Consider the following 13,486-nt stretch of genomic DNA (forward strand, 5'->3'; position numbering starts at 1 on the left):
CGCGCCTGTTCAGCGGGCCGTGCCCGTGCTCCAGAGGACCGTGCCGTCCGCCGCCCGGATCAGCACGTCGCCGTCGGTCAACACCTCGAGCGTCGATCCGGGGCTTGGCTCCGCGGGCGCCGACCAGACCGCACCGCCCTCGGAGTCGGCGAGCACCAGGCGCCCGTCCGCGCGGAGTTCGGCCCGGACCGCGCCGAGTCCCGCGGCCCCGGCGCGCCAGCGCTCGGTCTCGTTCTCGTCGCGCACCACTAGGTCGCCGTCGGCCTCGAAGCGCAGCCGGGCCTTGCGGGTGCTGACCACCTCGCCGCGCTGGAGGGTGCGGACGGCGGTGAGGACGCGGTCGGCGGCCGGCCCACCGCCCACCGGCACGGTGCCCTTGGCCAGCCGCTCCAGGGCCGAGAGCGAGGGCGCGAACGCGTAGACCGCGCCCTCGGTGCGGACGAACTGGCGCAGGCTCAGCTCCACCGGGTCGCCGCCCTCGGCCCCGCCGGTCGGGAAGGAGACGACGCCCTCGCGCCCGATCATCGCGTCCCGGCCCACCGGCTTCTCCCGGCTGGGGAAGTCGCCGCTGTCCACCCAGGTGCGCTGGACGAACTCGAACTGCGCGATCAGGTCCGCCTGGTAGGAGACGAAGAGCAGCCCGCGCGGGGCGTCGGGGCCGTTGCCCGCGCCGCCGGCCGGGTCGAAGGGCAGGCCGTAGGGGATGCCGCGGCGCATGATCCGCCGGCCGTCGAGGGCGCCCTTGAGCGCCAACGGCTCCTGGGCCGCCTCGTCCACCGTGAGCCCGTCACGCGGGTTGACCTTGCGGATGTGGGAGCAGAGCGGGGTGACCCGCCCCTCGAAGTCGCCGTCGAAGCTGATGTCGTTGTCCGGCTCCGCGCCCGGGGCGGCCGTGACGTCGGCGTCCGGGTACTTGGCGACCGGGGCGCCCGAGCGCCACCGGCCCACCAGCCGGGCCGCCAACCACTCGGTGGTCGCCTCCTCGGGCACCGCGCCCCGCTCCCTGAGCGCCCGCAGCTGGTCGGCGACCTGGGCCCACCAGCCGGGCACGTCCTGCGCGAGCCGCCTGACCACGTGGAACGAGCCGTCGTTCATCCACTCGGGCAGCCAGGAGGGCAGCCGGTGGTCGGTCAGGTGGCCGACCACGAACTCCCCGGCCGCGATGATCCTGGTGCCCGGCTTGCCGCGCTGGTACTCGGGGTGCTCGGGATCCGGCTCGTCGAAGCCGGCCACGGCCGGCTGGCTGATGCCGTCCTTGAAGCCGAAGTGCTCCTTGCCCCTGCGCTCCCCTTGGAGCGTGGCACCGTTCTGCTCGAAGGCGACGGCGAGACCCTGCCTGGCGATCTCCTCCCGCTCGTGGGCGAGGGCGGCGCTCAGCTCCTCCGAGCGGTCGGCGGCGACGGTGAGCACGGCGTGCACCGGCGCGTTCTGCCGGCCGCCGAAGAGCCAGTGGGCCGGGTCGTTCTGCCCGGTGTCGCCCAGCAGCTCGGCGCGCTTGGCCATGCCCTGGGCGAAGGCCTCCTGGGTGCTGCCGCGCGGCACGTCCGCGCAGGGCGCGCCGCCGATGAGCAGCGTGAGGCCGTCGTGGGTGAAGCTCACCGACCTCCAGACGGAGCGGAGGCCGCTCGGGTCGTCGCCGGCCGAGTTGTGCCGGGCGCGGCTGAAGGCGGCGTTGAAGGCGGCGACGTCCCGGGTGGTGGCGATCCGGTGGCGGAGCCGGTCGAGCCAGCCGCGGGCGCCGCGCTGGTTGCCGAAGGTCAGCAGGAGGAGCCGGACGTGGTCCTTGCGGAAGCCGGCCAGGATGTCGCCCTGGATCTCGGTGCTGCGGCGCAGGGGCAGCGCGCGATCGGTCGTCTGCGCGGGGATGACGCCCGGCGCGCCGGACGGGGTGGGCACCAGCGTGGTCGCCGGCGACGCCCCGTTGCCGAAGGTGGCGGGCGTGCCGGGCGCGTGCGTGGTCGTGGAGTCGTTCATGAGCATCCCCCGTGTGCGGTGAGTGGTCCCCTGGTGGCGCGGCGCGGTCACGGACGCCACGAGAGAGCCAACGATCAGCAGGGGCCGGCGGGCTCCACGCGGCGGCCAAACCGCCCTTTCGTGGGGCGCTCGGACATCAGCCGGGGCGCGTGGGCGTTTTCCGGGCGCTCCTTGGGGTTACTCGGGTCGTCGACCATCGCGATGTCGCGCTACGAGAGACGGTGAATACGATGCTGATCGCCTTCCTGACGGCGCCCGAGGGGGTCGAGCAGGTGGAGCTGACCGAGCCCTGGCGGGCCCTGACCGAGACCGGCGACACTCCGCGCCTGCTCTCGACCAGGCCCGGCCACGTGCAGGCGTTCGACCACCTGGACAAGGCGGACACCTTCCCGGTCGACGAGACGGTGCGCGAGGCCTCGGCCGACGACTTCCAGGCGCTGGTGCTGCCGGGCGGCGTGGCCAATCCCGACGCACTGCGCATGGACGCGGACGCGGTGGCCTTCGTCCGCTCCTTCTTCGAGGCGGACAAGCCCGTCGCGGCCATCTGCCACGCGCCGTGGACGCTGGTGGAGGCCGGAGTGCTGCCGGGCAGGACCCTGACGTCCTGGCCGAGTCTGCGGACGGACATCCGCAACGCGGGTGCCACCTGGGTCGACGAGAAGGTGCACGTCGACGACTCCGCGCGCGGCACGCTGATCACCAGCCGGAAGCCGGCCGACCTGCCGGCCTTCGACGACGCCATGCTCCGCGAGTTCGGGAAGGTGGCGGCATGAAGCTCGACTTCCTCGATCCCCTGTTGCACCACCCGGGGCCGTGGGCCTCGGTCTACTTCGACACCTCGGCGGTCACGGAGGACGCGGCGGCGCAGCGCGCGCTCCAGGCGCGCGGCGCCTGCGAGCGGCTGGCCGAGCAGGGCGCGGACGAGGCGACCTGCCAGGCCATGTTCGAGGCGCTGAGCGGGCTCGACCCGGACCCGGCGGGGCACGCCGTGTTCGCCACCGAGGGCCGGGTGGCCCTGGACACGCCGCTGCCGGCGGCGCCGCCCGCTCCCCCGCTGGCCGACTGGGCGCCGTTGCCCAGGCTCGGGCCGCTGCTCGACTACGCGGCGCGCGACCCGGTGTGCATGGTGGCCTTCGTGGACCGCAAGGGCGCCGACCTCCAGCTGCTCGGCCACGGCCGGCGGCCGCGACCCGTCGACGAGGTGCGGGGCCAGCAGTGGCCGCTGCACAGGACCGGGCGGGCCGACTGGTCGGAGCGGCACTTCCAGTTCGCGGTCGAGAACACCTGGGAGCAGAACGCCGCGCGGGTCGCCGACACGGTGGCCGGCGACGCGGAACGGGCCGGCGTCGAGGTGCTGGTGCTCGCCGGCGACCCCCGGCAGCGGCGGGCGGTGCGGGACCGGCTGCCCGAGTGGCTGCGGGGGCTGACCGTGGAGTCCGAGCACGGCGGCCGGGCCAAGGGCTCGGACAACCGGCGTCTCGACGCCGAGGTGGCCGAGGCCAGGGCGAACCGGGCGCGACAGGACGCGGAGCGCGTGCTGGACCAGTTCCACGCCCGCCGCACCCCGACACACGGCCGGATCGACGCGGCCGAGGGGGTGCCGGCGCTGGTGGACGCGGCGCGTGAGCACCGCATCGCGGCGCTGTTGGTGCGCCCCGGCGGTCCCGATCTGCGCCGCGACGTCTGGGTGGGTGACGATCCCGACCAGGTGGCGGTGCGCAGGACGGACTCGCAGTACCTGGGTGCCCCTTCCCCGCACCAGGCGCGGGCCGACGACGCGCTGTTGCGCTCGGCGGCGGCGACCGGTGCCGAGGTGGTCGCGCTCGGCGACGGGGACGGTGCTGGGGCCGGCGCGGGCTCCGGGCTGCCGGTGGGTGGCCTCGGGGCACTGCTGCGCTGGCCCTACGAGGGCCCGGTGCCGGGCGGGGGCAGCAGGACGGGGCCGGTCAGCGGCGGCTGACCCCCGCCCCGTTAGGGGGCTCCGGGGCGGGGGTACTCGCCCTCGCCCCGGAGGCTACGGACACGAAAGCGACTACACGGCGAGCCGGCCGCGCCCGGGGCGGGGCGGCGGGGCGTCGCGGGAGGCAGGCATGACGACGACAGCGGAGATCGATCTGGCGGAGCTCGGCCAGCAGCTTCGGGTGGACTCGGTGCGGGCCACCGGGGCGGCGGGCTCCGGGCACGCCACCTCGTCGATGTCGGCGGCGGACCTGATGGCGGTACTGCTGGCGCGCTATCTGCGGTACGACTTCGACTGGCCGGACCACCCGGGCAACGACCATCTGATCTTCTCCAAGGGGCATGCGTCGCCGCTGTTGTACTCGCTCTACAAGGCGGCGGGCGCGATCGGCGACGACGAGCTGATGACGTTCCGCACCCTCGGCAGCCGGCTGGAGGGGCATCCGACGCCGCGGCTGCCGTGGGTGGACGTGGCCACCGGCTCGCTGGGCCAGGGCCTTCCGGTGGGGGTCGGCGTCGCGCTCGCCGGCCGCCGTCTGGAGCCGATGCCGTACCGGGTGTGGGTGCTGCTCGGCGACAGTGAGATGGCGGAGGGCTCGGTCTGGGAGGCGTTCGAGCACGCCGGCTACGAGCGGCTGAGCAATCTGACGGCGATCGTGGACGTCAACCGGCTCGGCCAGCGTGGGCCGACCCGGCACGAGTGGGACCTGGACGCCTACGCGCGGCGTGCGGAGGCGTTCGGCTGGCACGCCATCGAGGTGGACGGCCATGACCCGGTGGCGATCGACGCCGCGTACGCGGAGGCGTTGAGCGTCTCCGACCGGCCCTCCGTCGTGCTGGCGCGGACGCTGAAGGGGCGTGGCGTGGCCTCGGTGGAGAACCGCGAGGGCATGCACGGCAAGCCGCTCCCCGAGGTCGACGAGGCGATCGAGGAGCTGGGCGGCGAGCGGCGGATGCGGGTCGACGTCCAGCGGCCGGCGGCCACGACGGCGCCGCGGTCCCAGCACGGGGTCCACGCCGAGCTGCCGGTCTTCTCGGTGGGCGAGAAGGTGGCGACCCGGGACGCCTACGGCCGGGCGCTCGCCGCGGTGGGGAGCGACCGCGGCGACGTGGTGGCGTTGGACGGCGAGGTGGGCGACTCGACGCGCTCCGAGTTCTTCGCGAAGGAGCACCCGGACCGGTTCTTCGAGTGCTACATCGCCGAGCAGGAGATGTTGGCGACGGCGGTGGGCATGCAGGTGCGCGGCTGGCTGCCGTTCGTCTCGACGTTCGCCGCGTTCCTGACCAGGGCGCACGACTTCGTGCGGATGGCGGCTGTGAGTCACGCCAGCCTCAACGTGGCGGGCTCGCACGCCGGCGTGGCGATCGGCGAGGACGGCCCCTCGCAGATGGGCCTGGAGGACCTCGCGATGTTCCGCGCGGTGCACGGGTCCACGGTGCTCTACCCGTGCGACGCCAACCAGACGACGCGTCTGGTCGCGGAGATGGCGGCCGAGCCGGCCGGGATCAGGTACCTGCGGACCACGCGGGGCGGCACCCCGGTCATCTACGGCCCCGACGAGCGGTTCCCGATCGGCGGCAGCAAGGTGCTGCGTTCCTCGGACGAGGACCGGCTGACGCTGGTGGCGGCCGGGGTGACGGTGCCTGAGGCGCTGGCGGCGGCGGACGAGCTGGCGGCCGAGGGGATCCCGGTGCGGGTGATCGACCTGTACTCGCTGAAGCCGGTGGACGTGACGACGCTGCGGGCGGCGGCCGAGGCGACGGGCTGCCTGTTGACGGTGGAGGACCACCATCCGGAGGGCGGGCTCGGCGACGCGGTGCTCGACGCGTTCACCGACGGCCGTCCGGTGCCGCGCCTGGTGCGGCTCGCGGTGACGACCATGCCCGGCTCGGCGACGCCGGCGCAGCAGCTGAAGGAGGCCGGCATCGACGCCACGGCCATCACGGCCGCCGCGCACCGGGCGCTCGCGGTCTAGCGGGGCGCCGTCGGCCGAAGGTCGTCGGCCCAGGCGTCGAGCGTGGGCAGGAAGCGCAGCACCGCGCCGGCGCGGGCCCGCAGGTCGTCGGCGGTGCGGATGCCGAGGTCGGCCAGCAACTCGGCGAAGGCGGGCCGGTGTGCCTCCCGGAGGGCGGCCGGCCCGTCGGCGTCGAGGACGAGGTGGCAGCGGGCGAAGGTGGCGGCGAGCCAGAAGGCGATCTCCCGGTGGTCTCCGGCCCGGATCCGGGCGAGGCTGCCGTCGACGGCGATCGGCCTGGCGGCCGCGGTGAGGTCGGAGCCGAACGGGAACGGGGTCCTGGCGACCTCGGCCGCCGCGTCGAAGGTGGCGGCGAGGGCCCGCAGGTGGTGTTCGGCGCGCTCCGCGGTGAGCCGGTGGCTGCCGAGGAGCCGCAGCAGCTCCTCGTGGCGGTCCGGGGTGCCGTGCGTGGTGAGGAGCTCGCGCGTGGCCACGTAGCGCAGCCGGACGGTGGGGTTGCGCAGGCCGGCGACGAGCAGGACGTGGGTGGTGACGCCGGTCGGGAAGAGCCAGCCCAGGACCAGCGCCGGCCAGGAGCGCTCGGGGTCCACCCGGCCGTCGGCGAGGTCGCGCAGGCCGCGCTCGACGCGCGCCCGCGCCTCGGCGCGGCGGCGCAGCACCCAGCGCGGCTCGGCGAAGCCGGCGGCGACCCGGGCGCGGAGCCGGCCGAGGTCTCCGGTGGGGTCGGCGATGACCGTGTCGGTCCTGAAGGGGGTGGCCAGGTGGTAGGAGGACAGCACGTGCTCGGGCGAGGCGAGTGACTCCCAGGGCACCACGGTGACCTCGAGCAGCGCGCCCCGGTGGCGGAACTTGCCCGGCTTGGCCGCGGGCTCGGGGCCGTCGACGACGAGCATGACGTCGGTGTCCGAGCCGGGCGGCACCTCGGCGTCGGCCGGCAGGTCGACGGTCGAACCGCTGAAGTACGAGCCGCGGAAGCCGGGCGTGCGGCCGCCGTGTTCCCTGATCCAGTCGGCGGCCGCCGCCCGTGCCTCGTTCACCCTCATGGCGGACGGTCTACCAGACGTCAGGGCGTCTGCTCGAACCGGGCGGCCTCCAGGTAGTCGGGGCGCGGGTCGAGCGCGGCGGCCAGCCGGAAGTGGCGCACGGCCTCCGCGTTCCGGTTGGCCCGCTGGAGGGTGCGGGCGAGGGCGAAGTGGGCGAAGGCGTTGTCCGGTTCGCGCTCGATGATCAGCTGGAACTCCTGCTCGGCGGCGCGGAGCTGGGCCGCCAGGAAGAAGGCGCGGGCACGCAGCAGGCGGGCCGCGGTGTTCTCCGGGTGCGCGGTGATCACGGGGTCGAGCAGCTTGAGCGCGCCGCGCGGGTCGCGGGCGTCGAGCAGCTGCTCGGCGGCCCGGTAGGCGATGACGTTGGTCTCGGGTGAGGTGTTCGGCACGTGCCCTCCTCGTTGGCTGGGCTTCGGTGCGGCGGCACGCGGGGAACGTCGGACCGCGGGCCGGTATTCCCCTGGTATGCCCGCCGGGATGTCGGTGTCACCCGCCGCGCGGCGCCGGCGGGCCCGGGGCTAGCCTGAGGCGACATGCCGGAAACCGAGAGCCTCTCCCGCGGGCGCCGACTGCTGGTGCTGGCGATCTGCTGCATGAGCCTGCTGATCGTCAGCCTGGACATCACCGCGCTCAACGTCGCCCTGCCGTCGCTGGAGCGGGAGCTGGGCGCCAGCGTCTCGGGGCTGCAGTGGACGGTGGACATCTACACCGTCGTACTGGCGTCCTTCCTGATGCTCTCCGGTTCGACCGCCGACCGGGTGGGCCGGCGCCGGGTCTTCCAGATCGGTCTCGTGGTGTTCACCGCCGGCTCGCTGCTGTGCGCGCTGGCCCCGAGCCTGGGCTGGCTGGTGGCGTTCCGGGCCGCGCAGGCGATCGGCGGCTCGATGCTCAACCCGGTGGCGATGTCGATCATCACCAACACGTTCCGCGACCCCAAGGAGCTGGCCAGGGCGATCGGCGTCTGGGGCGGCGTGGTGGGCATCTCGATGGCGGTCGGGCCGATCCTGGGCGGCGCGCTGGTGAGCTCGTTCGGCTGGCGGGCCATCTTCTGGCTGAACCTGCCGGTGGGCCTGGCGGCGCTGGTGCTCACCGCGCGGTTCGTGCCGGAGTCCAGGGCGCCGAAACCACGCCGGCTCGACCCGGTGGGGCAGGTGCTGGTGATCGTGCTGCTCGGCTCGCTCACCTTCGGCATCATCGAGGGCGGCAAGGAGGGCTGGGGCTCCCCCGTGCTGCTGGTGTGCTTCGGGATCGCGCTGCTCGCGGTGTGCGCGCTGCTGTGGTACGAGCCGCGCCGCGCGGAGCCCCTGTTGGAGCTGCGGTTCTTCCGGAGCGTGCCGTTCAGCGGGGCCTTCGCCATCGCGGTGCTGGCCTTCGCCGGCCTCGGCGGCTTCCTGTTCCTGAACACGATCTACCTGCAGAACGAGCGGCACCTGTCGCCGTTCGAGGCCGGGGCGCACCTGCTGCCGATGGCGGTGGTGACGCTGTTCGCCTCGCCGCTGTCCGGCTATCTGGTCGGCCACTTCGGCGCCCGGGTGCCGCTGCTGCCGGCGGGGGTCGCGATCCTGGCCAGCGGTCTGCTGCTGACCCGGCTCGAACCCGACTCGTCGCTCGGGTTGCTGTTCTCCGCCTACGCGCTGTTCGGCATCGGCTTCGGCCTGGTGAACGCGCCGATCACCAACACGGCGGTGACCGGGATGCCGCGCGCCCAGGCCGGGGTGGCGGCCGGGATCGCCTCCACCGGGCGGCAGGTGGGTTCCGCGCTCGGCGTGGCGGTGGTGGGCACCATCCTGGCCAACGGCTCGCGGACCGCCGGCTGGTGGGTGATCGCCTTCTGCGGGGCGCTGGTGCTGGTTGTGGGGGCGCTCACCACGGGGCGCAGGGCGCGGGCCACGGCGGAGCGCGCGATGGCGTCGTTCGCCGCCGAGCGGCCCGCGGGAGCCGCCCACCCCTGAGGCGTCGTCGCAGGCCAGGAGTGCCGTCCGGCCGTTCGACGGTGAAACACGCACGTCACGCGCCAGGGCTATGATCCGCTTCACATCCGATGTGATGAGGGGAAGGTGCGCGATAGCACTAAGGATTTGGCTCAGCAGCGCGGGAGCGGCCACGACTCAGGTGATCCGGATGTTGCGGGACAACCCCGACGCCACTCCGGTCCGGATCTTCGGCACCAACGTGGACCGCGGCGCGGCCGCCCTCGCGGCCTGCGACGTGGCGGAGGTCGAGCCACATCGCGTCGACAACCACACCTACGCGGAGTTCGCCCTGGACTTCTGCCGGCGGCACGGCATCGACGTGCTGATCCCGCCCCGGCGCCTGGACGCCCTGGCGGGGCGTGCCGACGACTTCGCGGCGGCCGGCACCCGGTTGATGTCCTCGTCACCGGCCGCGATCGACGTGCTCACCAGCAAGAGCCGCACCTACGAGGCGGCCAGGGCCATCGGCGTGCCGGTGCCCGAGTGGCGGGTGGTGCGGGACGCGGACGGCCTGCGGGCGGCGGTACGGGACCTGACCGGGGCCGGTGAGACGGTCTGCATCAAGCCGGCCGGCGAGTACTCGGCGTTCGGCTTCCGGATCCTGGACGAACGACCGCTCAGCATGCGGGACCTGCTCGAACCGGCGCGGCCGCTGGTCTCCGTGCACGCCGTGGCCGAGGCCCTGAGACGGGCCGCCGACGAGCGGGAGAAGGTCCCCGCGTTCATCGTCATGCCCTATCTGGACGGGCCCGAGGTCAGCGTCGACTGCCTCTCGGCGCCGGGCGGCAAGCTGCTGGCCGGCATAGCCCGCGCCAAACAGGGCCGCTACCGGCTGCTGTCGGACAACCCCGCCTACCCGGAGATCGCGGAGCGGCTGGTGAGCCACTTCGAGCTCGCCTACCTCTCCAACGTGCAACTGCGCCACCGGAACGGGCAGCCCATGCTGCTGGAGGCCAATCCGCGCCCCTCGGCCGGCATCTTCCAGACCGCCTTCGCCGGGGTGAACCTGCCCTGGGCCGCCGTCCGGCTGCTGCTCAGCGGGGACCCGGGACCGCTCGCCGAACCGCGCCTCGGCGGCCGGGTCGCGGTCACCGAGACCGCCACCGAGGTACCGGCCGGCGCGTTGGCCGTGGCCAGCTAGAAAACGCCCGGCCGGTGCCCCTGTGGCGGCCCGCCTTCCGGCGGGCCGCCACAGGTGGCCGCGTCACCCAGGGGGCGGCGGCGCCGTCGTCCCCCGGGGCACGAACCGGACCGGCGGCGACCAGCGCCGCACCACCGGCACCCCGTCGATCAGCTCGACGGCGGTGAGCCCGACCGAGACGCCGAACTGGTGCACGTCGCCGCGCATCGTGGACAGCGCCGGGCTCGCCAGCTGACACATCGTCGAGTCGTCCCAGGCGACGAGCGAGAGCCGCTCGGGGACCGCGACGCCGAGCTCCTTGGCCACGCCGAGCCCGGCCACCGCCATCACGTCGTTGTCGTAGAGGATGGCCGTCGGCCGCTCCTCGCCACGGAGCAGCCGCGCCGTCAGCGCGGCGCCGCTCTCCGCCGAGTAGTCGCCCTCCACGATCACCGGCTCGATCCCGGCCTCCCGGCAGGTGTCGAGCAGGGCCCTGGTCCTGGCCACGGTGTGCAGCAGCTGGGCGGGGCCCGTCACCCGGGCGATCCTCCGGTGCCCCAGGTCGAGGAGGCTGGTCAGCGCCTCCCGCACCGGCTCCACGTCGTCGGTTGCCACCGGCGCGATCCCGGGCCCCGGCTCCCAGTTGCCCACCACGACGGTCGGCATGCCGAGCTCCCGCAGCACCGCCGGGCGGCGGTCGTCCGCGGTCAGGTTGACCAGGACGACCGCGTCGACCAGGCCTCGCTCGGCCCAGCGCCGGTGGGTGGCGATCTCCTCCTCGTGCGTGGGCACGATGTGCAGCAGCACGGAGAGGCCGCGTTCGGCGAGGGTCTCCTCTATCCCGGCGATGAACTCCATGAAGAAGGGCTCGACGCCGAGCAGCCGGGCGGGCCTGGCGAGGACCAGGCCCACCGCTTCCGACCGCTCCACCCTCACGCCCGAACCGGCGGGGCTGCCAGCGAGTTGACGCTGCGCAGCACCGGCGCCGCGGTGAACGCCGCGGGGTCGACGGTGGCCGCGGTGCGCACCGTGAAGATGTGGCTCTCGCCGGGCAGCAGGGTGACCAGCATCTCGTCGACCTCGGCGTCGGGGGCGACCCGGTCGACCAGCAGCGCGACGTCCCTGGCGAAGGACGCGGCCCGCACCTCGACCCGGTAGCCGCCCTCCACCGCGGTGGCCTCGGCGGTCAACGCGGACGGGTCGTAGGCGAGTTCACGGTCCTCGCCGAACAGATGGACGGCCCGCGCCCCGTCGACGGCTGCCACCAGCACCTCCCGCGCCGGGTCGCCCGGCTTGACCAGCGAATCGGCGATCTCCAGCTCGGCGGCCGAACGCGCCGCCACGACAAGGGGGATCGTAGCGCTGTCGAGGACCTCGCCGCCGAAGGTGAGCCGGCGGACGGTGATGTCGCCCGACCAGGCGGTGGCGGTGTCGTTGACGGCCACCAGGGTGGGGCGTCCCTCGCGCGGCTGGACGGTGAGCAGCCGGGGCGCGAAGGCGTGCCGCAGGCCGTACCAGAGGGGCTTCTTACGCTCCTCGCCGTCGACGGCGGCCCAGGAGGTGACCGGCCAGCAGTCGTTGATCTGCCACACCAGGGCCCCGGCGGTCCGCGGCCACCAGGAGCGGAAGTGCTCGATGCCGAAGGCGACGGCCCGGGCCTGGTTGAGCTGGGTGGCCCAGTGCCAGTCGGTGAAGTCGGCGGGCTCCGGCAGGTGCGGGGCCATGCCGCGCTCCAGCTTGCCGTTGCCGTCCTCGGCCTTCTGGTGCAGCAGGAACGCGGGCGAGGTCGGGCTCAGCTCCTCGTCGTGGATCCAGTCGCTGAGGGTGGCCCAGGTGGGCGGGCCCTGGAAGCCGAACTCGGAGCAGAAGCGCGGCACGTGGTTGCGGTAGTTGGTGTAGTCGATCCGGTTCCACACCTCCCACTCGTGGCGGGAGCCGTGGTCCTGGTCGTTGGGGTGCTTCTCCTCGGGCGCGAAGCGGGGGCTGTAGGGGCTGCCGTCCGAGTAGGCGCGGGTGGGGTCGAGTTCGGCGACGATCCGGGGGAAGAGCTCGGTGTAGTAGCGCAGGCCCCAGGTGCGGCCCTCGAGTCGCTCCTGCCAGCCCCAGTCCATGTAGCCCCAGAGGTTCTCGTTGCCGCCGTTCCACAGCGCGAGGGAGGGGTGGCTGGTGAGGCGGGCCACGTTCTCCCTGGCCTCGGCCTCGAACTCGTCCCAGAGCGGCGCCTCCTCGGGGTACGAGGAGCAGGCGAGCAGGAAGTCCTGCCAGACCAGGATGCCGCGCTCGTCGCAGACGTCGTAGAAGTCCTCGGACTCGTAGATGCCGCCGCCCCAGACGCGGAGCATGTTCATGTGGGCGGCCACGGCCTGGTCGACGCGGCGTTCCAGGCGCTCGCGGGTGATCCGGGTGAGGAAGTGGTCGTCCGGGATCCAGTTGGCGCCCTTGGCGAAGATCCGCTCGCCGTTGACGACGAAGGTGAAGGGGGTGCCGATCTCGTCCGGGGTGGTGTCGACGGTGACGGTGCGGAAGCCGATCCGCCGGTCCGCCGTGTCAAGCGGCGCGTCGAGTGCGGCGCTCTCCGGGTCACCGGCGGCTCGTAGCGCCACCCGCAGGTCGTACAGCGGCTGCTCGCCGTAGCCGACGGGCCACCAGAGGCGGGCGTCCGGCACCTCGACCACGGCGACGCCGGTGGTGGCGCCGGCCGGGACGGTGACGGTCGCGGTGTGCTCGCCGACGGTGGCGGTGAGGGTGAGCTCGGGGTCCGCGCCGAGTCCGGCGCGCTCCACGGTCACGTGCACCTCGGCGCGGCCCGTGCCGTCCTCCGCGACGGTGACGAGTGGGCGGACCTCGGCGAGTCGGGCGACGCGCCAGCGCTCCAGGTGGACGGGCTTCCAGATGCCGGCGGTCTGCAGGTCGGGGCCCCAGTCCCAGCCGAAGCTGCAGGCCATCTTGCGGACCATGTTGAAGGGGTGGTCGTAGGCGTGCGGGCGGGCGCCGAGCTCGCGCTCCACCTCCTCGGCGTACTCCAGGGCCGAGCGGAAGGTGACCACCAGGTCGGCGGGCGAGCCGTCGACGATACCGCGCACGTCGAAGCGGTGGGCGCGGTGCATGTTGCGGGTGGTGCCGAGCGTCCGGCCGGCCAACTCCACGGTGGCCACGGTGTCGAGGCCCTCGAAGACCAGGTCGACGCGCTCGTCCTCGGCGGCGGGGGCGGCCTCGACGGTGGTGGCGTAGCGCCAGTCGGTGCGGTGCGCCCAGACCAGCTCGGCCTCGTTGCGGTCGAGGTAGGGCTCGGGGATCAGGCCCGCGGCGAGCAGGTCGAGGTGGGCGCTGCCCGGCACCTGGGCCGGTACGGTGCGGCCCGCGATGTCGGCGGGGACCGGCCCGGCAGCCGCCGTGAGGTGCCAACCGTCGTGCAGGGCTTGGCGGATCATCGTTGAAAAC

The 13,486-nt window shown here is 74.1% G+C and carries 10 protein-coding genes; 5 read left to right on the forward strand and 5 right to left on the reverse strand.

The features are described from left to right. Positions 1 to 9: 9 nt before the first annotated feature. A complete protein-coding gene (locus tag ACFWI8_RS05695; protein WP_387086165.1) occupies positions 10 to 1,974 on the reverse strand; it encodes a Dyp-type peroxidase in 1,965 nt (654 codons plus the stop codon). A gap of 230 nt (positions 1,975 to 2,204) precedes the next feature. On the opposite strand from ACFWI8_RS05695, the gene ACFWI8_RS05700 reads away from it, so the two are divergent. The 3 genes from ACFWI8_RS05700 (at position 2,205) to ACFWI8_RS05710 (ending at position 5,909) form a co-directional block, all read left to right on the forward strand. Then, positions 2,205 to 2,747, forward strand: a complete 543-nt coding sequence (locus tag ACFWI8_RS05700; RefSeq protein WP_387086168.1) for a type 1 glutamine amidotransferase domain-containing protein — start codon at positions 2,205 to 2,207, stop codon at positions 2,745 to 2,747. Beyond that, positions 2,744 to 3,934 carry a Vms1/Ankzf1 family peptidyl-tRNA hydrolase gene (locus tag ACFWI8_RS05705; RefSeq protein ID WP_387086172.1) on the forward strand — a complete coding sequence of 397 codons (1,191 nt, stop codon included), beginning with the start codon at positions 2,744 to 2,746 and terminating at the stop codon, positions 3,932 to 3,934. Before ACFWI8_RS05700 ends, ACFWI8_RS05705 begins: the two co-directional genes overlap by 4 nt. Before the next feature lie 130 nt (positions 3,935 to 4,064). Then, positions 4,065 to 5,909, forward strand: coding sequence for a transketolase (locus ACFWI8_RS05710; RefSeq protein WP_387086175.1), 1,845 nt, complete (start codon positions 4,065 to 4,067; stop codon positions 5,907 to 5,909). On the opposite strand, the gene ACFWI8_RS05715 is transcribed toward ACFWI8_RS05710, so the two are convergent. Together ACFWI8_RS05715 and ACFWI8_RS05720 are read right to left on the reverse strand one after the other, a co-directional pair. Further along, positions 5,906 to 6,952: a hypothetical protein gene (locus ACFWI8_RS05715; protein WP_387086178.1), complete on the reverse strand. Its 1,047-nt coding sequence runs from the start codon at positions 6,950 to 6,952 to the stop codon at positions 5,906 to 5,908. The genes ACFWI8_RS05710 and ACFWI8_RS05715 overlap by 4 nt on opposite strands. Before the next feature lie 20 nt (positions 6,953 to 6,972). Next, entirely contained in the window at positions 6,973 to 7,341 is a 369-nt protein-coding gene (locus ACFWI8_RS05720; protein ID WP_387086181.1) for a tetratricopeptide repeat protein, read from the reverse strand. A 144-nt stretch (positions 7,342 to 7,485) separates the two neighbouring features. Between ACFWI8_RS05720 and ACFWI8_RS05725 the strand changes: the two genes are divergently transcribed. Beyond that, positions 7,486 to 8,904, forward strand: a complete 1,419-nt coding sequence (locus ACFWI8_RS05725) for a DHA2 family efflux MFS transporter permease subunit (protein ID WP_387086184.1) — start codon at positions 7,486 to 7,488, stop codon at positions 8,902 to 8,904. A gap of 94 nt (positions 8,905 to 8,998) precedes the next feature. Next, on the forward strand, positions 8,999 to 10,066 hold the full coding sequence (locus tag ACFWI8_RS05730; protein WP_387086344.1) for an ATP-grasp domain-containing protein: 1,068 nt from the start codon (positions 8,999 to 9,001) through the stop codon (positions 10,064 to 10,066). A gap of 63 nt (positions 10,067 to 10,129) precedes the next feature. On the opposite strand, the gene ACFWI8_RS05735 is transcribed toward ACFWI8_RS05730, so the two are convergent. Together ACFWI8_RS05735 and ACFWI8_RS05740 are read right to left on the reverse strand one after the other, a co-directional pair. Next, positions 10,130 to 10,975 (reverse strand): LacI family DNA-binding transcriptional regulator, encoded by an 846-nt coding sequence (locus ACFWI8_RS05735; protein WP_387086187.1) that lies wholly within the window; start codon positions 10,973 to 10,975, stop codon positions 10,130 to 10,132. Between the two features lie 2 nt (positions 10,976 to 10,977). Next, positions 10,978 to 13,476: a glycoside hydrolase family 2 protein gene (locus ACFWI8_RS05740; protein WP_387086190.1), complete on the reverse strand. Its 2,499-nt coding sequence runs from the start codon at positions 13,474 to 13,476 to the stop codon at positions 10,978 to 10,980. Between the last annotated feature and the right edge of the window lie 10 nt (positions 13,477 to 13,486).

The sequence above is a fragment of the Streptomyces sp. NPDC127098 genome (assembly GCF_042722465.1).
Taxonomy (GTDB): Bacteria; Actinomycetota; Actinomycetes; order Streptomycetales; family Streptomycetaceae; genus Streptomyces; species Streptomyces millisiae.

Bases quoted from the DNA above. Each gene is read 5' to 3' on its own strand.
- ACFWI8_RS05715 (WP_387086178.1), bottom strand. From the start codon at position 6,952: ATGAGGGTGAACGAGGCACGGGCGGCGGCCGCCGACTGGATCAGGGAA.
- ACFWI8_RS05740 (WP_387086190.1), bottom strand. From the start codon at position 13,476: ATGATCCGCCAAGCCCTGCACGACGGTTGGCACCTCACGGCGGCTGCC.
- ACFWI8_RS05730 (WP_387086344.1), top strand. From the start codon at position 8,999: ATGAGGGGAAGGTGCGCGATAGCACTAAGGATTTGGCTCAGCAGCGCG.
- ACFWI8_RS05725 (WP_387086184.1), top strand. From the start codon at position 7,486: ATGCCGGAAACCGAGAGCCTCTCCCGCGGGCGCCGACTGCTGGTGCTG.
- ACFWI8_RS05700 (WP_387086168.1), top strand. From the start codon at position 2,205: ATGCTGATCGCCTTCCTGACGGCGCCCGAGGGGGTCGAGCAGGTGGAG.
- ACFWI8_RS05710 (WP_387086175.1), top strand. From the start codon at position 4,065: ATGACGACGACAGCGGAGATCGATCTGGCGGAGCTCGGCCAGCAGCTT.
- ACFWI8_RS05705 (WP_387086172.1), top strand. From the start codon at position 2,744: ATGAAGCTCGACTTCCTCGATCCCCTGTTGCACCACCCGGGGCCGTGG.
- ACFWI8_RS05695 (WP_387086165.1), bottom strand. From the start codon at position 1,974: ATGAACGACTCCACGACCACGCACGCGCCCGGCACGCCCGCCACCTTC.